At 73.1% G+C, this 17,233-nt stretch carries 14 protein-coding genes and 1 pseudogene; 7 read left to right on the forward strand and 8 right to left on the reverse strand.

Features of this window, described 5'->3' with window-relative positions:
* The first annotated feature begins 251 nt into the window (after nucleotides 1-251).
* Nucleotides 252-4,892, forward strand: a complete 4,641-nt coding sequence (locus tag ACZ6I3_RS19035; RefSeq protein ID WP_469415854.1) for a PAS domain-containing protein — start codon at nucleotides 252-254, stop codon at nucleotides 4,890-4,892.
* Between the two features lie 46 nt (nucleotides 4,893-4,938).
* Here ACZ6I3_RS19035 and ACZ6I3_RS19040 read toward each other — a convergent pair whose 3' ends face one another.
* Nucleotides 4,939-5,517: a TetR/AcrR family transcriptional regulator gene (locus ACZ6I3_RS19040; protein WP_469415856.1), complete on the reverse strand. Its 579-nt coding sequence runs from the start codon at nucleotides 5,515-5,517 to the stop codon at nucleotides 4,939-4,941.
* A gap of 129 nt (nucleotides 5,518-5,646) precedes the next feature.
* Here ACZ6I3_RS19040 and ACZ6I3_RS19045 point away from each other — a divergent pair, with 129 nt between their 5' ends.
* Nucleotides 5,647-6,852: an MFS transporter gene (locus ACZ6I3_RS19045; RefSeq protein WP_469415857.1), complete on the forward strand. Its 1,206-nt coding sequence runs from the start codon at nucleotides 5,647-5,649 to the stop codon at nucleotides 6,850-6,852.
* A 282-nt stretch (nucleotides 6,853-7,134) separates the two neighbouring features.
* Nucleotides 7,135-8,139 (forward strand): ketopantoate reductase family protein, encoded by a 1,005-nt coding sequence (locus tag ACZ6I3_RS19050; RefSeq protein ID WP_469415858.1) that lies wholly within the window; start codon nucleotides 7,135-7,137, stop codon nucleotides 8,137-8,139.
* Between the two features lie 71 nt (nucleotides 8,140-8,210).
* Here ACZ6I3_RS19050 and ACZ6I3_RS19055 read toward each other — a convergent pair whose 3' ends face one another.
* The 6 genes from ACZ6I3_RS19055 to ACZ6I3_RS19080 all read right to left on the reverse strand — a co-directional run bounded on the left by ACZ6I3_RS19055 (nucleotide 8,211) and on the right by ACZ6I3_RS19080 (nucleotide 13,914).
* On the reverse strand, nucleotides 8,211-9,869 hold the full coding sequence (locus tag ACZ6I3_RS19055) for a long-chain fatty acid--CoA ligase (RefSeq protein ID WP_469415859.1): 1,659 nt from the start codon (nucleotides 9,867-9,869) through the stop codon (nucleotides 8,211-8,213).
* A gap of 170 nt (nucleotides 9,870-10,039) precedes the next feature.
* Nucleotides 10,040-10,600, reverse strand: a complete 561-nt coding sequence (locus ACZ6I3_RS19060; protein ID WP_469415860.1) for a SigE family RNA polymerase sigma factor — start codon at nucleotides 10,598-10,600, stop codon at nucleotides 10,040-10,042.
* A gap of 96 nt (nucleotides 10,601-10,696) precedes the next feature.
* On the reverse strand, nucleotides 10,697-11,905 hold the full coding sequence (locus tag ACZ6I3_RS19065) for a lipid-transfer protein (RefSeq protein WP_469415861.1): 1,209 nt from the start codon (nucleotides 11,903-11,905) through the stop codon (nucleotides 10,697-10,699).
* 136 nt (nucleotides 11,906-12,041) lie between these two features.
* Nucleotides 12,042-12,461 carry a MaoC family dehydratase gene (locus ACZ6I3_RS19070; RefSeq protein ID WP_469415862.1) on the reverse strand — a complete coding sequence of 140 codons (420 nt, stop codon included), beginning with the start codon at nucleotides 12,459-12,461 and terminating at the stop codon, nucleotides 12,042-12,044.
* A complete protein-coding gene (locus ACZ6I3_RS19075; RefSeq protein WP_469416031.1) occupies nucleotides 12,458-13,330 on the reverse strand; it encodes a bifunctional MaoC family dehydratase N-terminal/OB-fold nucleic acid binding domain-containing protein in 873 nt (290 codons plus the stop codon). The genes ACZ6I3_RS19070 and ACZ6I3_RS19075 overlap by 4 nt, the downstream gene beginning before the upstream one ends.
* Before the next feature lie 257 nt (nucleotides 13,331-13,587).
* Nucleotides 13,588-13,914: a hypothetical protein gene (locus tag ACZ6I3_RS19080; protein WP_215120397.1), complete on the reverse strand. Its 327-nt coding sequence runs from the start codon at nucleotides 13,912-13,914 to the stop codon at nucleotides 13,588-13,590.
* 367 nt (nucleotides 13,915-14,281) lie between these two features.
* Between ACZ6I3_RS19080 and ACZ6I3_RS19085 the strand changes: the two genes are divergently transcribed.
* From ACZ6I3_RS19085 to ACZ6I3_RS19095, 3 genes are read left to right on the forward strand one after another with little or no spacing between them, the layout of a single operon-like run.
* Entirely contained in the window at nucleotides 14,282-15,148 is an 867-nt protein-coding gene (locus tag ACZ6I3_RS19085) for a bifunctional DNA primase/polymerase (RefSeq protein WP_469415863.1), read from the forward strand.
* A gap of 34 nt (nucleotides 15,149-15,182) precedes the next feature.
* Nucleotides 15,183-15,689, forward strand: a complete 507-nt coding sequence (locus ACZ6I3_RS19090; RefSeq protein WP_469415865.1) for a hypothetical protein — start codon at nucleotides 15,183-15,185, stop codon at nucleotides 15,687-15,689.
* A 9-nt stretch (nucleotides 15,690-15,698) separates the two neighbouring features.
* Nucleotides 15,699-16,250, forward strand: coding sequence for a DinB family protein (locus ACZ6I3_RS19095; protein WP_469415867.1), 552 nt, complete (start codon nucleotides 15,699-15,701; stop codon nucleotides 16,248-16,250).
* On the opposite strand, the pseudogene ACZ6I3_RS19100 reads toward ACZ6I3_RS19095, so the two are convergent.
* Nucleotides 16,229-16,510: pseudogene (locus ACZ6I3_RS19100) on the reverse strand (GNAT family N-acetyltransferase); the annotation flags it as partial. The gene ACZ6I3_RS19095 and the pseudogene ACZ6I3_RS19100 sit on opposite strands and share 22 nt — an antisense overlap.
* A gap of 111 nt (nucleotides 16,511-16,621) precedes the next feature.
* Here ACZ6I3_RS19100 and ACZ6I3_RS19105 point away from each other — a divergent pair.
* Nucleotides 16,622-17,194 carry a GNAT family N-acetyltransferase gene (locus ACZ6I3_RS19105; protein ID WP_469415869.1) on the forward strand — a complete coding sequence of 191 codons (573 nt, stop codon included), beginning with the start codon at nucleotides 16,622-16,624 and terminating at the stop codon, nucleotides 17,192-17,194.
* Nucleotides 17,195-17,233: the final 39 nt, after the last annotated feature.

The raw sequence follows: 17,233 nt of genomic DNA on the forward strand, positions 1-17,233 counted from the left end.
CCGGCCAAAAGGTACAGAACCACCTCCGTCGTAAAGGTCCCGCGAAGGTCTCGCGACGTCGTCGCAGGAGGGCGGGCGTTTGGCGGTTACTCGGTCGTCAGTTCGGGGTCACTTGCTCGTGCGACCTCGCTCTCATCCGGCGTCGCGAGCGCAACCGCAGCCCTTAGACTCCCTCGCGTGACACGCTGCGGGACGGTTGGCAAGATGGCCCGAGCGGTCGGCAAGGTGCGGTAACAGGGAGGAAGCGTCTCGTGAGCAGCAGGCCATCCCGAGGCGCTGCTCGCCTCGCAGCCATACTGGATGCGCTCCCCGACGCGTTGGTGCTGGTCAATGCCAACGGGACGGTCGTCAACGCCAACACCATCGCCCTGGAGGCCTTCGAGACTCCGGGCACCGCTCTGGTGGGGCGCGGGCTGCTCGATCTGCTGCCGCAGTTCGACTCCAAGCTCATCCCCGGCTCCATGCGACGGCCGGAACACCTCGATCCGCAGGGCCGGACCAAGCCCACGCGCATGATCGCGCGCAGGACGGACGGGACCGAGTTCCCCGTCGAGGTCACCAGTGCGAATCTGGAGAACGGGCAGCAGGCCTACGACGGGTACGGGTACAGCGGTGACGAGCTGCTCATGCTCGTCGTGAGGGACCTGACCGGGACCGTCGACACCGAGGCCGAGCTCGCGCGGTCGCAGCGGCAGACCGAGATGATCCTGCGGGCCGCGTCCGAAGGGGTCGTCGGGACCGACACCGACGGGCGGATCGTGCTCGTCAACCCGGCCGCCGCCCAGATCCTGGGCTTCCGGGCCAGCGACCTCGGCGGACGCGAACTGCACGAACTCGTGCTGCACTCGCGTGCCGACGGGTCGGACTTCCCGTACGAGGAGTCGCCGCTCGCCGACACCCTGCGCTCCGGGCGCAAGCACCGGGTGCGCGGGCAGGTCCTCTACGCCAAGGACGGCGGCAAGGTGCCCGTCGATCTGACGACCGCGCCCGTGCGGGACGGCGACCAGCTCGTCGGCGCCGTGCTGACCTTCACCGACCGGCGGCCGTACGACGCCGTCGTCGAGGAGAAGGAAGCGGCCGAGAAGCGTCATGAGGAAGAGCTGGAGAAGGCTGCCGAGGAGCACGCCTCCGAGCTGACCGCGCTGCGCCAGCGGCACGTCACCGAGCTGGAGGAGCTGAACGAGCGGCACGCCGAGGAACTCGGCGCGAACGAGGACCGGTACGCCGCGCTCGGGGAGCGGGAGAAGGACCGGTACGAGGCGCTCGCCGCCCGGCACGAGCAGTTGCTGACCCTGCTCGGGCGGTCGCTGCGCGGGCCGCTGGAGGAACTGCGCCGCGAGCTGGCCGCGCTGGCGTCCGACGACGCCGGGCAGCTGTGGCCCGAGGCCAACCAGGTGCTGCACCACCTGTCCGCCGGCTATTCGCGGATCACGACGCTCATCGACAACGTCCTCGGCTACCAGCGGCTCGACACGGGCAGCGAGAACATCACCCGCACCAAGGTGATGCTCGACGCCGTCGTCGCCGCCGGGGTCGACGGGGCCGTCGAGCTCATCGGGCCCGGGCGGGTGCAGTTCGCCGTGCACGCGCCGCCCATCGAGGCCGAGGTCGATCCCCGGCTGCTCGCCACCGCCCTCGCACATCTGGTCGCGGACGTGGCCGGCGTCGACGCGACCGGCAACACGCCCCTGTCGGCGGGCGGTTATCTGGACAACACCGTCGTGGTGGCGGCGGCGCAGCGCGGCGAAGTCGTACGCATCGAGGTGCGCGGGCCGTACGCAGGTGGCGACACCGTGCACGAGCCGATCGTGCGGGGCATCGTCCGGGCTCACGGCGGTGTGCTGCAGACGCATGACGTGCCGGGGATGAGCGGGAGCGCGTACGTCCTCGAAGTGCCGATCGGGGGCGGGGCCGGGGCCGTTGCCGCGGATGCCGCCGCCGAGGCGGTCGACGAGGGCCTCCCCGGGGCCTCGGGTGAGCAGACCTCCGGTGGGGGGCGGCGCCGGGCGCGGCGCGCCACCACCGATGCCTTCCTGGACGGGGATGTTCCGGCCGAGGGCGAAGAGGCCGACGGTTCGGGTGGTTCCGGCGGTTCCGGTGCTGCCGGTGGTGCCACCGGGCGGCGCAGGAGGCGGGGCGCCGGGGAACCGGCCGCTCTTCCGGCGCAGGCCTCCGGTGAGGGCGCCGGGTCGGGCGGTACCGGGCGCCGGCGCGGGCGTCCGGCGGAGGGCGCCGCCAGGGAGGCCCTCGCCATCGAGGCCGTCGGAAGTGCCGTCCAGGGTGTCGCCGAAGGGGCCGTCGTCACGGCCGCCGAGCATGCGGCCGGGACCGCCGCCTCGGGTACGGGGCTGGGCGGGACCGTTCCGCCGCAGGGCGTGCCCGAGGCTTCCGGACGGCGGGCCCGGCGCGAACCCGGGGAGCAGCGCGCGCTGCCGCCGGCGCTGCCCGCGCCGTCCGCTGACGCCGGCTCCGGTTCGGACGGTGCGGCGCAGGGACAGGACCAGCAGCCGACCGGGCGCCGTCGGCGCGCGCTGGCCGCCGCCAACGAGCGGGCGGCCGCGCAGCAGGCCGCGGGGCCGCGTCCGGTGTTCGCCCTGCCGCCGGCCGAGGCCGATCAGACGGCACCGGACGAACCGGCCCACCAAGGCGTTCCGGCCGCACAGGGAGTTCCGGCCGGACAGGGCGCTCCAGCCGGGCAGGGCGTCCCGGCCGGACAGGCCCAGCAGGCCGGACAGGCCCAGCAGGCCGGACAGGCCGACCAGGGGCAGGAGGCCGTGGCGGTTGCCGCGGCGGCCCCCTCCGGTGACGGGGTGGCCGACTCCGGTGACGGGGTGGCCGAGGAGGGGCGGCACGACGCCGTACCGCACGACCAGTCCGCCGATCACACCCCGCCGCAGCCGCATCCCACGAGTGCGCCGACGGGCCGTCGGCGGCGGGCCGTGGTGCCGCAGCAGGGCGCGGCGGGCGCCGACCAGGCTGCTGCCGTACCGCCCGGTTCCGTACCGCCCGGTTCCGTACCGCCCGGTTCCGTGCCTGCGGGGCCCGGGCAGGGGGTTCCCGCGCAGGGCGCGCCCGTCCAGGTCGGGGCCGCCGCTGCCCAGGTCGCGCCGGGTGCGGCCGTGCCGCCGCAGGGCAACGCCGTTCAGGCGCAGGGCAACGCGACAGCCCAAGGAAACGCCCCGCAGGGCGTGTCCGTTCCCGCGCAGGGCGGGCTCGGGCACAGTGTGCGGGCGGCCCTCCCGGGGCAGGCGCCTCAGCTCCCGGCCCAGGGTGCGCAGCCCCTGCCGCAGCAGGGCGTCGCCCCACCGGCGCAGCAGCCCTCCGCCGGGCAGCCGCTCCCCGCCGAGGCCGCACCGGGGCAGGGAACACCGGCCCAAGGCACTCCCGCCCAGGGGACCCCGGCTCAGGGCGGCATCCCCGCCCCCCAGCCCTGGCCCGCCGCCGACGACGACAGCACGGGGGCAGGTTTCGCCCTGCCGACGAACGGCACGCCTCCTCAGGCTCCGCAGCCGAAGACTCCGGCCCCGAACAGCCCGGCCCCGGGGGCCCCGTTGCCGCCGGAGGGCGCGGCGCAGGCGCAGCGGGCGGCTCAGCCGTTGCCCGCGGAGGCCTCGGCGCCCGTCGATCCGAACTCGACGCAGGGGCGGGCGATCAGCGTGCGGACGCTGGGGCAGGGCGTGCCGTTCAACCGGCAGGCGGCCCAGGTCCAGCAGCCCGCGGCCATGTCCGTCCCCCTGCCGACGGCGACGCCTCCCCCGCACCAGCCGGGCGGATCGGGCCGGCGCCGCAAGCTCGGCACGCCGCCCGACCCGGCCACGCGCAGCGACCAGGCCACACGTACGGAACTGGCGTCCCGTCCGGAGCAGGGGCAGCGCCCCGAGCAGGCAGCGCGTCCGGAGCAGGCCGCGCGCCCGCATCCGACGACCGATCCGACGCCCCCGCCGGTCGCCCAGGTGCCCGCCCCGGCGTCGGCGCCCGCTCCGGCGCAGCCGTCCCTCGCCGGTCAGTCGCGGCTCTCGCAGCTGACCGAGGGCGGCGGGCGGTCGTACGCCATAGGCGCCCCCGACGAGAACGCCGCCGAGGGGCCCGAGCCGCTGGACGGGCCCGGGGGTGCCGTCGAGGTGGCCGATCCGCCGCGGCCGCAGCCGATGGACGACGAGCTGCCGCCGGAGCCGCTGGACAACCCGCGGCGGCTGCTGGTGTGGCCCGCGCCGGACGTCAGCACCCAGCAGGCGCTGAGCGACCGCGGCTACCGGCCGGTGATCGTGAACTCGCGCGAGGAGGTCAACGCGCAGATCGCGGCGTTCCCCGCCGCGCTGTTCGTCGACCCGCTGACCGGGCCGATCACCCGTACGGCACTCCAGTCGCTGCGCCAGGCCGCCGTGGCCGCCGAGGTGCCCGTGCTGGTGACGGCCGGGCTCGGACAGGCCTCGCGGGACGCGGCCTACGGTGCCGATCCGGCCGTGCTGCTGAAGGCGCTGGCGCCGCGCGACAGTGAGCAGCACCCGCCGCGGGTGCTGCTGATCGAGGAGCACGCGGAGATCGCGCTGGCGCTGACGGCGACGCTGGAGCGGCGCGGGATGCAGGTCGCGCGGGCCGCGAGCGACGCGGACGCGGTGACGCTGGCGAGCGACTTCCGGCCGAACCTGGTCGTGATGGACCTGATGCAGGTGCACGGGCGGCAGGCCGGGTTCGCCGGGATCATCGACTGGCTGCGCGCGAACGGGCAGCTGAACCGCACCCCGCTCGTCGTCTACACGGCCGCCGTCGACCAGGCCGACCTGCCGCGGCTGGCCTCCGGGGAGACGGTGCTGTTCCTCGCGGAGCGGTCCACCAGCGGCGAGGTGCAGACCCGGATCGTCGAGCTGCTGAGCAGGATCGGGACCAACTGAGCCAGGAGGCCGACCCGGCCAGCCGATCCTGGTTCGGGGGTTCGGCCTACCGGGCCGTCAGCCTGCGTGCCGCCTCCTTGACCGACGCGCGCAGGCGGTCCCTGGAATCCTCCCCGTCGCCGACCAGGATGCGCCGCATCTGCGGGACGACGGCGCTCCAGTTGGCCAGGGCGGTCAGCAGGAACAGCAGGTCGGACGCGGGGACGGCGTCCGTGATGACGCCCCGGTCCTGGCCGTCCTGGAGGACGGCGACCTTGCGGACGTAGTGCTCCTGGCGGGCGGACTCGTGAGGCAGTTCGGCGCTGCCGTACTCCAGGCCCTCCCAGAAGAGCAGGCGCAGCAGCTCCGGGTGGGCGGCGTGGTAGTCCATGACGCGGTCGACCCAGCTCTCGATGTCGTCCGGGACGACGGGGACGTCCTCGGCGAGGTGGAGCATCTTCTTCTCCAGGACGATCGCGAACAGCTCCGCCTTGTTGCCGAAGTAGGCGTAGATCAGCTGCTTGTTGGCCTTCGCCTCGGCGGCGATGCGGTCGATGCGGGCGCCGGCGATGCCGTGCCGGGCGAACTCGGCGACCGCCGCCTCGAAGATCCGGGCCTTGGTGGCCTCGGGGTCCCTTGGTGCCATGGGGGAGAGGGTAGCGCGCCGAGTAACCAACTGTTTGGTTGACAGGGAATCGGAGGGCGGCTCACACTGTTGCCCCGTTATCCAACCAACCAGTTAGTTGCTAGAGCCGACTCCAAGGAGTCCCCCTCAATGCCGTCAGCGACCACCACCACGTCCCGCAGGGCCGTCCAAGCCCCGCCGCGGGAGGCGCGTACGCCCGCCCCCGGCCTCTTCCTCACCCTGATCGCCGTGTGCAGCGCGGTCACCGCCGCCAACATCTACCTCGCCGCACCGCTGCTCTCGCTCATGGCCGACGACTTCGGCTCGGCCCCCTCGGCCGTCGCCTGGATCGCCTCGGTCGCCCAGCTCGGTTACGCGGTCGGCCTGCTGTTCTTCGCCCCGCTCGGCGACAGCGCGAACCGGCGCCGGCTGGTCGCGGGGCTGACGGTCGTCACCGCCGTCGCGCTGAGTGCCAGTGCGGCCGCCCCGGGGGTCACCGCCCTCGCGGTCGCCATGTTCGTCGCCTCGGCCGCGACCGTCATCCCCCAGCTGCTCGTCCCGCTGGTCGCCGAACGCGCCCCCGCCGACCGGCGTGCCCGGCATGTCGCGGCCGTCATCGCGGGTCTGTTCACCGGCATCGTCGGGGCCCGGGTCCTGGGCGGTCTTGCCGGGCAGGCCTTCGGCTGGCGCTGGGTGTTCGCGGGCGCGGCCCTGCTCACCCTCGTCCTGGGGCTCGCGACCGCGTTCGTCCTGCCGTCGCGGCGGCGGCGGGCAGGCCCGCTGTTCGCCGGGCTCGCCGCGCTGCCGTCAGTGCTGCGGAACTCGCCCGACCTGTGGCGGGCCTGCCTGCGACAGGCCGGGATGTTCGGTGCGTGGAGCGCGCTGTGGACCGCGCTCTCCCTGCTGCTGACCGGGCCCGAGTACGGGCTGTCCCCCGCGACCGCCGGGCTCTTCGGGCTCTTCGGGCTGACGGCGAGTGCGGTGGCTCCGCTGGCGGGCGGGTTCGTGGACCGGTTCGGCGCGGCGCGTGTCGTGCGGTCCGCGTATCTGCTCGCGGCCGTGTCGGTGCCGCTGTTCTGGCTGGGCGGGCAGGCTCTGGCCGCGCTGTTCGCCGCCGCGATCGCGATCCACGCGGCGCTGGTCGCCTCCCATGTCGCCAACCAGACCCTCGCCCTGACCTCCACGTCCGCCCCGGCCACCGCCAACACCGCCTATGTGGTCGCCGGCTTCGCGGGCGGCGCCACCGCGTCGGCTCTCGGCGGGGCCGCCTTCAGCCACTTCGGCTGGGGCGGGGTGTGCGCGGTGGCGGGGGTGTGGCTGGTGCTGGGGTGGGGGCTGACGTCGGTGCGGCGGTGAGGTGATGCGGTCGGGCGACGTGGCCATGGCTTGCTCAGGTCGTTCCGTGCGTGGTCGGGAAATCGGGTCAGGGCTCTGTTCGTAGACGGCCGGCCGGTCATGCGTGACGCGGTATGTCAGCCAAGTCACCGGCCAGCCTCGGTGGTTGGTGGCAGGCTGTGCCCTGTTGGGCGGGAAGCGGCGGCGTCGGGGCGCGTCCGCCCGGGGGTGCGAGGACTCGTCGTCGGTGGTGCGAGGACGCGTCGTCGCGGTCGCCACGGAAGCCAAGAGCCAGGGAGCGGAATGCGCTACATCATCATCGGGGCCGGAGCGGTCGGCGGTTCGATCGGGGGGCGGCTGCACGAAAGCGGCCGGTCGGTCGTTCTGGTCGCCCGCGGCGCGCACTTCGACGCGCTGCGCGACAGCGGGCTGCGGCTCACGGTCCCCACCGGCACGCTCACCCTCGACGTGCCCGTCGTGTCACGGCCCGAGGACGTCGAACTGCGTGCGGACGACGTGCTCGTCCTCGCCGTCAAGACCCAGGACAGCGTGGCCGCCCTGGACGCCTGGGCCGGTCGGCCGGTGGCGGGCGGCGGTACGGCGGGCGAGCGCCTGCCCCTGGTGTGCGCCCAGAACGGCGTGGAGAACGAGCGCCTGGCCCTGCGCCGCTTCCACGAGGTGTACGGCATGTGCGTCGTCCTGCCCAGCACCCATCTGAATCCGGGCGAGGTCGTCGCGCCCTGCGGCCCGTACACCGGTGCCCTGGTCCTCGGCCGGTACGGGACGGGCACCGGCGACACCGCCCAACGGATCGCGGACGACCTGGAGAAGGCCTGCTTCCTGGCTCCGGTGGTGACGGACGTGATGCGCTGGAAGTACGGCAAACTCCTCGGCAACCTCGCCAACGTGGTCGAGGCCGTGTGCGGCTCCGCCTCGGACGCCGCCGTGCGGGACCTGGTCGCCCGGGCGAAGGCCGAAGGGGCCGCGGCCCTCGACGCGGCGGGCATCGCCTGTGCGGGCGGGGCCGAGATCACCGAACTGCGCAGCGGGACGGTCGACCCGCAGCCGATCGCCGGCGAGACCGCTCGTGGCTCGACCTGGCAGAGCCTGGCGCGGGGCGCGGGATCGATCGAGACGGACTACCTCAACGGGGAGATCGTGCTGCTCGGACGGGAGCACGGGGTGCCCACTCCGGTGAACGCGGCGCTGCAGCATGCCGCCCGGGAGAGTGTGTCCCAGGGCCGTGAGCCGGGCGGCCTGACCGCCGGGGAGCTGAGCGGGCGCATCGCCGAGGACGTCACCGGCTGACGGGTGGCGAAGGGAATGGCGTGCGGGAGCCCCCTGGCGGTGGCCAGGGGGCTCCGGGGTGTTCTGCGGGGTCAGCCGAGCTGGGTGATGTCCAGGTCGCCTTCCGCGTACTGCCTGCGCAGTACCTTCTTGTCGAACTTGCCGACGCTCGTCTTCGGGACCGCCTCGATGACCGTCCAGCGCTCCGGGAGCTGCCACTTGGCGATGTGGCCCTCGTCGGCGAGGAAGGCGCGCAGGGTCTCGAAGGTGGCGGTGGAGCCCTCCTTGAGGACGACCGTGGCCAGGGGGCGCTCGCCCCACTTGTCGTCGGGGACGGCGACGACGGCCGCCTCGGCGACGTCCGGGTGGGCCATGAGCGCGTTCTCCAGCTCCACCGACGAGATCCACTCGCCGCCGGACTTGATGACGTCCTTGGCGCGGTCGGTCAGGGTGAGGTAGCCGTCGGGGGAGATGGTCCCGACGTCGCCCGTCTTGAGCCAGCCGTCCTCGCTGAACTTGTCGGCGGGGCGGAGCGGGTCGGCGTCCGGGCCGTTGTAGTAGGCCCCGGCGATCCAGGGGCCGCGTACCTCCAGCTCGCCGGCCGACTCGCCGTCCCAGGGGAGGCGTTCGCCGCCGGGGCCGGTCAGGCGGCCCTCGACGCCGGCCGGGAAACGGCCCTGGGTGAGACGGTAGGCGAGCTCCTCCGCCGTGCCGACCGCACTGGCCGGGGGACGGGCGATCGTGCCGAGCGGGGACGTCTCCGTCATGCCCCAGGCGTGGCAGACCCGCATGCCCAGCTTGTCGAAGGCCTCCATGAGCGACGGCGGACACGCCGCGCCGCCGATGGTGACCTGGCCGAGGGAGGAGACGTCACGCGGGTTCGCGGTCAGCTCGGCGAGCAGGCCCTGCCAGATGGTGGGGACGGCGGCCGCGTGGGTGGGCTTCTCGCTCTCGATCATCGCGGCGAGCGGGGCCGGCTGGAGGAAGCGGTCCGGCATCAGCATGTTCACGCCGGTCATGAACGTGGCGTGGGGCAGGCCCCAGGCGTTCACGTGGAACTGCGGGACCACGACCAGCGAGGTGTCCCCGTCGGTCAGGCCCATCGACTGGGCCATGTTGACCTGCATGGAGTGCAGATAGATGGAGCGGTGGCTGTAGACCACGCCCTTGGGGTCGCCGGTGGTGCCGGAGGTGTAGCACATGGCGGCGGCCTGGCGTTCGTCCAGCTCGGGCCAGTCGTACGACGTCGGCTTCCCGGCGATCAGGTCCTCGTACTCGTGGACACGGGCGGTGGCGTCCGCGAGGAGGGAGCGGTCACCCGGGCCGGTGACGACCACGTGCTCGACCGTCTTCAGGTGCGGGAGCAGCGGGGCGAGCAGGGGGAGCAGCGAACCGTTGGCGATGATCACGCGGTCGGCGGCGTGGTGGACGATCCAGGCCAGCTGCTCGGGCGGGAGGCGGAGGTTCAGGGTGTGCAGGACCGCGCCCATGGACGGGATCGCGAAGTAGGCCTCCACATGCTCCGCGTTGTTCCAGGCCAGGGTCGCGACGCGCTCGTCGCCGGTGACGCCGAGGTCATCCCGGAGCGCGTGGGCCAGCTGGGCGGAGCGGGCGCCGATCTCCGCGAAGGAGCGGCGGTGCGGCTCGTCCTCACCGGTCCAGGTGGTCACCTGCGATGTCCCGTGGATCGTGGACCCGTGGGTCAGGATCCTGGAGATCAACAGCGGTACGTCCTGCATCGTGCTCAGCACGGGCGTCCTCCCGGGGCGACATTGCCTACGCGGTGGTAAGGGTTGCGCTGATTCTGCGCACATACCGCGTGGTATGTCACTAGGACCGGGCGATCGATCACATCACGCCAAGCGGACGGAGGGGTTCAGCGGCGGCCGAGGCGGCGTGCGAGCGGCCTGCGAGGCGGGGCTCACTGACGGACAAGCCCCAGCTCAGCGTCCTCGCGGAGCTTTCCCAGCGCGCGCGAGACGGCCGACTTCACCGTGCCCACCGAGACGCCGAGCACTTCGGCCGTCTGGACCTCGCTCAGGTCCTCGTAGTACCTGAGGACGACCATCGCCCGCTGCCGGGCGGGCAGCCGCATGATCGCCCGCCACATCGCGTCGCGCAGCGCCTGCTGCTCGGCCGGGTCGTCGCTGCCGGTCAGCGGCTCCGGCTCGGGCATCTCGTCGCAGGCGAACTCGTCGACCTTGCGCTTGCGCCACTGCGACGTCCGCGTGTTCAGCAGCGCCCGGCGCACATAGCCGTCGAGGGCGCGGTGGTCCTCGATACGCTCCCAGGCCACGTACGTCTTGGTGAGCGCGGTCTGCAACAGGTCCTCCGCGTCGCTCGGGTTGCCGGTGAGCGAGCGGGCGGTACGCAGCAGCACCGGCTGGCGGGCCCTGACGTACGACGAGAACGACGGGTACGGAAGGGTCTGCGCCGCTGGTGCAGCGGCCTTCGACGCGCTGGTGCAGACGATTGTGGTCATGGCTCAACGCTATGAGCGGGCCAGGTCGAGCGGATCGGCCGCAGGTCCCGAAGCGAAGTCCCCCTCAGGTTGTAGTGGTAGGGCCTGCTGCACCTCCTACAGGTGGAGCGGCGGGACCGGGGTACTGCGGGTTGTCCCCTGCGGGTCGGCGGTGAGGACGAGTCCCGACGTGGGCACGCCCGTCCCCGCCGTCACCAGGACCCGTTCCGCTCCGAGGATCCGGTTCACCGCCGTGCCCCTGATCTGCCGGACGGCCTCCGCGATCCCGTTCATCCCGTGCAGGTACGCCTCCCCCAACTGTCCCCCGTGTGTGTTGAGCGGCAGGCGCTTCTCGGCCACGAAGTCCGAGGCCTCGCCGGGACCGCAGAAGCCGAACTCCTCCAGCTGCGTCAGCACGAACGGCGTGAAGTGGTCGTAGAGGATCCCCACGTCGATGTCGGCCGGTGCGAGTCCGGAGGTCCGCCACAGCTGCCGGGCCACCACCGCCGTCTCGGGCAGGCCGGTCAGGTCGTCGCGGTAGAAGCTGGTCATCTGCTCCTGCGCGCGTCCCGCGCCCTGGGCGGCCGCCGCGATCACGGCGGGCGGGCGGGGCAGGTCGCGGGCCCGCTCCACGGAGGTGACGACGAGGGCCTGTCCGCCGTCGGTCTCCTGGCAGCAGTCCAGCAGCCGCAGCGGCTCGACGATCCAGCGGGACGCGGCGTGGTCGGCCAGGGTGATGGGCCGGCCGTGGAAGTACGCCGCCGGGTTGGTCGCCGCGTACGCGCGGTCGGTCACGGCCACGTGCCCGAACACCTCCGGCTTCAGCCCGTAGGTGTGGAGGTAGCGCTGGGCCGCCATCGCCACCCAGGAGGCCGGGGTGAGCAGGCCGAACGGCAGCGACCAGCCGAGCGCCGCGCCCTCGGCCGACGGCTCCCGGTGCCGGACCCCGGAGCCGAAGCGGCGGCCCGAGCGCTCGTTGAATGCCCGGTAGCAGACGACCACATCCGCCACGCCCGCGGCGATCGCGAGGGCCGCCTGCTGGACGGTGGCGCAGGCCGCGCCGCCGCCGTAGTGGATCCGGGAGAAGAAGGAGAGTTCGCCGATGCCGGCCGCCTGGGCCACGGTGATCTCGGGGCTGGTGTCCATGGTGAAGGTGACCATGCCGTCGACGTCGGCGGCGGTGAGTCCGGCGTCGGCCAAGGCCGCCCGTACCGCCTCCACGGCAAGCCGCAGCTCGCTGCGGCCCGAGTCCTTGGAGAACTCGGTGGCCCCGATCCCGGCGATGGCCGCACGGCCGCCGAGGGTGTCGTGCCGACGGGGACTCATGACGGGCCTCCTGGGGGCATTGCCGGGCCTCCTCGGCCCACGCCGGGCCGGGCACGTGGGGTCCCGCGGGCGGCTGGGGCGGCTGGGGCGGCCGAGGAAACGCGGCACACGGCGGTCGCCGAGACGGTGTCGTCGGTCATGGTGGTCCGGTGGGAGCCGTCGCCGGCCCGGCTCCCGGGGGAACCGTGACCGTCACCGTGCCGGTGACGTGCTTGCCGATGCCGTTCGCGCCGACGACCCGGACCGTCACCAGGTCGCCGTCGACCTCCTCGACCGTGCCCGTCAGCACCATCGTGTCACCGGGGTGGTTGGGCGCGCCGAGCCGGATGGCCACCCGGCGCAGCACGGCCCCCGGCCCGAAGTGGTCCGTGATGTACCGGCCGACCAGGCCGTTGGTCGTCAGGATGTTCATGAAGATGTCGGGGGAGCCCTTCTCCCGGGCCAGATCCGGGTCGTGGTGCACGTCCTGGTAGTCGCGGGAGGCGATCGCCCCGGCGACGATCAGGGTGCGGGTGACCGGGATCTCCAGGGGCGGGACGCGGTCGCCGACGTTCATTCCGCGACCCCCTGGAAGACGGGCAGCACCAGCTCCTCGTCGTAGCGCCGGAACTCGAGCCGCACCGGCATGCCGATCCGCACCTTGTCGTACGGCACTCCCACCACGTTGCTGACGATCCGCACGCCCTCCGCGAGCTCGATCAGCCCGACCGCGTAGGGAGGCTCGAAGGCCGGGAAGGGCGGGTGGTGCATGACGACGTACGAATAGACCGTGCCCGCGCCGCTCGCCTCCACGGTGTCCCAGTCCGGGCAGCCGCAGCTGTTGCAGCCCGGCAGCCAGGGGAAACGCAGGTCGCCGCAGCCGGTGCAGCGCTGGATGAGCAGTTCGTGGCGGGCCACGCCCTCCCAGAAGCCGGCGTTGTCGCGGTTGATCACGGGGCGCGGCCGGGGTTCGTTCGGGCGCGGCGGCCTGCGCGCGGGGGCGTACTTGAGGATGCGGAAGCGGTGGGTGCCGACGAGTTCGCCGCCGACCCGGACGTCCGTACGGGTCGTGACGAAGTGCCCCGCCCCCAGCTTGGTGGTCTTCAGGTCAGAGACCGACTCGATCACCGAGTCGAAGGTGATCTCGTCGCCGGGGCGCAGGGGGCGCGGATACTCCTGCTCGCAGTCGGTGGCGACGACGGCGTGGTAGCCCGACTCGTCGAGCAGGCGGAGCAGTTCGTCGTAGGCCGCCGTGCGTTCCGGGCGGCGGGAGAGGCCTGCCATGGTCCACGCCTGGAGCATGGTGGGGGGAGCGATGGCGTCCGGGCCGGTGTAGGCGGGGTCGGTGTCGCCCATGGCCTCGCACCAGTGCCTGATCATCGGCTCGTTGACGGGGTCCCGGCCGACCCCGGTGGCGGCGGCCGGGCGGCCCTCGTAGGCCTTCAGGCGCGCCTCGAGCTCCCCGGACTTCTCCGGCTTCTTCTCGGACCCCTCGGACTCCTCGGACTCCTCGTGGACCTCCGGCTCACCGTTCACGATTTCTGACTGTCCGTCAGATACGCGGCGGCGTCAAGGCATCGCACCCCACGGACGCGAAAACGCCTGCGCGGCGGCACCGAAGTGCCGCCGCTCAGACGCTTGTCACCCCACGAAGCACACCCACACGGACGGCGGGCCGATGCCGGTACACCGGCCCGCTCAGCTCACCACCACAGCGGGGTGAAGCTGACGGCGGTGTTGTCGTTGCCCTGGTTGACCGCCGTGAAGGCGGAGCCGTTGACCTGCGCGGTGTTGCTCTGGTTCGAGGCGCCCTCGCCGACGGCCTGCTGGTTCGTGGTGGACGAGGTGCCGAAGTTGTCACCACCGACGCCGCTGCCGAGGACACCCGCCTCGGCCTCCGTGACGGACGCGATCGATCCGTTGTCCGCGAAGGAGCCGTTGTCCGCCGTCGCGATGCCGGTGAAGAGGGCGGCCGCGAGCGGAAGGGCGGAGACGGCGGCGATGACGCGGGCGGTACGGATGCTTGCCATGTTGTTGTCCCTCCAAGGACTTCAGAGACTCAGAGACTTCAGAACCCAGGACTGCGTGAAGAAGTACTGCTGCTTCCAGGGAAGTTGGCCGACCGCCCTGGTCCGTTGCTCGACGTCGCGAGTCCAGAGTTGCCCACCGAATCCCCGGCGAACCACACCGGAAGCCCCTATTCGCACTCAAGCGTGATGACATGTCGATAAACCCCTTTGCGTCACTTCAGTACCGGACCGGGGTGGAAGGGATGGTTCGGACCCTGGTGCCACAAGGGGCGAAGCGTTCCAGCACTTTTCGCACCCAGGCCTCCACCCCGGCGCGTCGCCCCCGCTCCCTCTTTCCTTTTTCGAACGTACGTACGAAACTAGAAGCATGGCCACCACCGACCGGCAGGCCACGACGCTGGCCCTCGCACACGCCCTGTCAGCCGCCGAACGCGGACTGGCCGTCATCCCCCTGTCCCGCACCAAGCTCCCGGCGCTGCGCTCCCCGCACCGCGACGACCCCGCCCCCTCCCCCTGCCACGGCGCGTGCGGCCGCCTCGGACACGGCGTGTACGACGCCTCCAGCGACCCGGCCCGCATCCGCGAACTGTTCGCCGCGGCGCCCTGGGCGACCGGCTACGGCATCGCCTGCGGCCTGCCCCCGCACCAGCTCATCGGCATCGACCTGGACGTGAAGACCGGCACGGACTCCTCGGCGTCCCTGCGCGAGCTGGCCCTGCGGCATCTGTTCACCATCCCCCCGACGGTGGTCGTCCTGACCCCGTCCGGCGGGCGTCACCTCTGGCTGAGCGGCCCGCCCGACGTGGTGGTCCCGAACTCGGCGGGCCGTCTCGCCCCCGGCATCGACATCCGGGGCGCCGGCGGCTACCTCGTCGGCCCCGGCTCCCGCACGGACCAGGGGGCGTACGCGGCGGCTCCCGGGACCGCGCACCTGGCGCCCGCCCCGTGCCCGCGCTCCCTGCTGCGGCTGCTGCTCCCGCAGCCGCGCGCCCAGCACCCCACACCCCCGTCGGCCGGCGGGCACGGCCAGGGCCTGGTCCAGTTCGTCCTCGCCGCGCACGAGGGGCAGCGCAACACCCGGCTGTTCTGGGCGGCCTGCCGGGCGTACGAGGACGGCATCGGCCCGGCGCTCGTGGATCCCCTGGTCGAAGCGGCCCTCCACACCGGCCTGTCCGAGCGTGAGGCCCGGACGACGATCGCTTCGGCGGCCCGGATGACGGGGCACCGGCCATGAGCAGGGCCTTGTCCACCAGCACCGAAAGACCTCCATGCACCAGCACGCCCGACCGCCGGCCATGGCGCTCGCCCGCCTCGTTCTCGCCTCCGGCCGCTCGGTGGACCTCGCCGAGCTGCGGTTCTCGTCGACGTACGGCGATCTGCTCTCGACGTACGGCGACCCGCGCTCGACATACGGCGACCCGCCGGCGGGCTATCCCTGCAAACCGGTCAACGACCTGCGGATCCGCGAGCTGCTGCGCGCCGCCGAGCGGTCCCACCCCGGCACGCCCGTCCACCTCGTCCCGCCCCCGCGCGAGCGTCCCGACCAGTACGCGGGCGGCCTCGGTCCCGTCGAGGTGCTGCCCGCGGTGGCCTGCCTCGGCACGTTCCACTCCACCGCCCTCGACCCGGCCCACGACCCGGTCCTGTACCGCTCGCGCCTGGCCGTCCTCTGGTTCCAGCCGGCCCCGCGTCTGCCGTCGGGCTGCGACATGGAGCGGGCGCTGCGGGAGATCGACTGGACGGGGCTGGCGCGGGACGGCCGGGCGCCTGCGTAGGGTCGTGCGATGAGCGCTTCCCCTACGGAACTGCCGCGCTGGCAGTTCGAGTTGACCTGGTCGCTGTTCGAGTACCACCTGGAGCGGCTGGAGCCCGGGGACTTCCTCTGGGAGCCCGTACCCCTCTGCTGGACGATGCGCAGGGCCCCCGACGGCACCTGGGTACCGGACTGGGCGGACACCGAGTCCGACCCCGTGCCCGTCCCGACGATCGCCTGGGTGACCTGGCACATCGGCTGGTGGTGGAGCGTCACCCTGGACCACGCGCAGGGCCGTCCGCCCCGCGACCGCACGGACATCGCCTGGCCCGGCGAGGGTGCCCCGACCGTCGAGTGGCTGCGCGACCTGCGCGCTCAGTGGCTGGCGGTCCTGGACGGCCTCACCGACAGCGACCTGGACGCCACCGCCTCGTTCCCGTCGCAGGGCGACCCCCAGTACACCGTCGCGCACATGGTGGCCTGGGTGAACGCCGAGCTGATGAAGAACGCGAGCGAGATCGGCCAGCTGCGGCTGCTGCGAGCGGCATCGGCCTCGGCGGCTCAGTCCGCTGTGCAGCGGTGAACCGTCGACTCCCGGGCCTGGAAGCCGAGTCGCTCGTAGAGCCGGTTCGCCGCGGCGCGGTCCGGGCGGGAGGTGAGGTCGACGGTGCGGGCCCCGGCCCGGCGGGCGAGGCGCAGGGCCTCCTCGATGAGCAGGCCCGCGATGCCCTGCCCGCGCGCCGAGTCGTCGACGACCACGTCCTCGACGCGCCCCCGCAGCCCGGACGGCAGCGGCAGCAGCGTCACGGTGCCGGCCCTGGCCACGAGCACGGTGTTCGCGTCACGGCGGCAACCGCCCGAAGGCGTGCACGAGTTCCTCCCTCGGCTCCCCGATGATCATCAACAGGAAGGAACCGAGCAGCGAAGCCGCCGAGGCCGTGCCATCGTGGTGCCATGAGCATCGACGTCCGCCCGGCCACGGATTTCGACGACGTCCGTGCCGTGCTCGGGCCGAAGTCGCCGGGGGCGAATGTCTGCTGGTGTCTGAGCTACCGGATCCCCTCCAAGCTCAACAAGGAACTGCGCGGCCCGGCCCGGGGTGACTACGTGGCGGAGCTGTGCCGTGCGGAACCGCCCCCGGGCGTGCTCGCCTACGAGGGTGACGAACCCGTCGGCTGGGCCGCCGTCGCACCGCGCTCGGACACCGCCTTCGCCCGCAACCGCAAGATCCCGCACGTCGACGACCTGCCCGTCTGGTCGCTGTGGTGCGTCCGGGTCCGCCCCGGCCACCGCAAGCAGGGCATCTCGCACGCGCTCATCGCCGGCGCGGTCGACTTCGCCCGCGCCCAGGGCGCACCGGCGATCGAGGCGTACCCCCTCGACAACGGCGACGCCAGGGTCGACCTGACGATGGCCTACGCCGGACTGAGGAAGAACTTCGAACGAGCCGGCTTCACCTACGCGGCCCCCACCACCTCGGTCCTGGCCGGCCATCCCCGCGTCCTGATGCGCCTCGACCTGCGCTGAGCGCACCGGCATGCGAATGCCCGACCGCTGGCGACGGGG

The organism is Streptomyces sp. NPDC041940 (assembly GCF_055589465.1).

What these genes read in the sequence shown, in the direction of transcription:
- ACZ6I3_RS19065 (WP_469415861.1), bottom strand. Translation starts at nt 11,905, where the DNA reads ATGAGTCCCCGTCGGCACGACACCCTCGGCGGCCGTGCGGCCATCGCC.
- ACZ6I3_RS19090 (WP_469415865.1), top strand. Translation starts at nt 15,183, where the DNA reads ATGCACCAGCACGCCCGACCGCCGGCCATGGCGCTCGCCCGCCTCGTT.
- ACZ6I3_RS19085 (WP_469415863.1), top strand. Translation starts at nt 14,282, where the DNA reads ATGGCCACCACCGACCGGCAGGCCACGACGCTGGCCCTCGCACACGCC.
- ACZ6I3_RS19070 (WP_469415862.1), bottom strand. Translation starts at nt 12,461, where the DNA reads ATGAACGTCGGCGACCGCGTCCCGCCCCTGGAGATCCCGGTCACCCGC.
- ACZ6I3_RS19045 (WP_469415857.1), top strand. Translation starts at nt 5,647, where the DNA reads ATGCCGTCAGCGACCACCACCACGTCCCGCAGGGCCGTCCAAGCCCCG.
- ACZ6I3_RS19060 (WP_469415860.1), bottom strand. Translation starts at nt 10,600, where the DNA reads ATGACCACAATCGTCTGCACCAGCGCGTCGAAGGCCGCTGCACCAGCG.
- ACZ6I3_RS19105 (WP_469415869.1), top strand. Translation starts at nt 16,622, where the DNA reads ATGAGCATCGACGTCCGCCCGGCCACGGATTTCGACGACGTCCGTGCC.
- ACZ6I3_RS19080 (WP_215120397.1), bottom strand. Translation starts at nt 13,914, where the DNA reads ATGGCAAGCATCCGTACCGCCCGCGTCATCGCCGCCGTCTCCGCCCTT.
- ACZ6I3_RS19095 (WP_469415867.1), top strand. Translation starts at nt 15,699, where the DNA reads ATGAGCGCTTCCCCTACGGAACTGCCGCGCTGGCAGTTCGAGTTGACC.
- ACZ6I3_RS19040 (WP_469415856.1), bottom strand. Translation starts at nt 5,517, where the DNA reads ATGGCACCAAGGGACCCCGAGGCCACCAAGGCCCGGATCTTCGAGGCG.
- ACZ6I3_RS19050 (WP_469415858.1), top strand. Translation starts at nt 7,135, where the DNA reads ATGCGCTACATCATCATCGGGGCCGGAGCGGTCGGCGGTTCGATCGGG.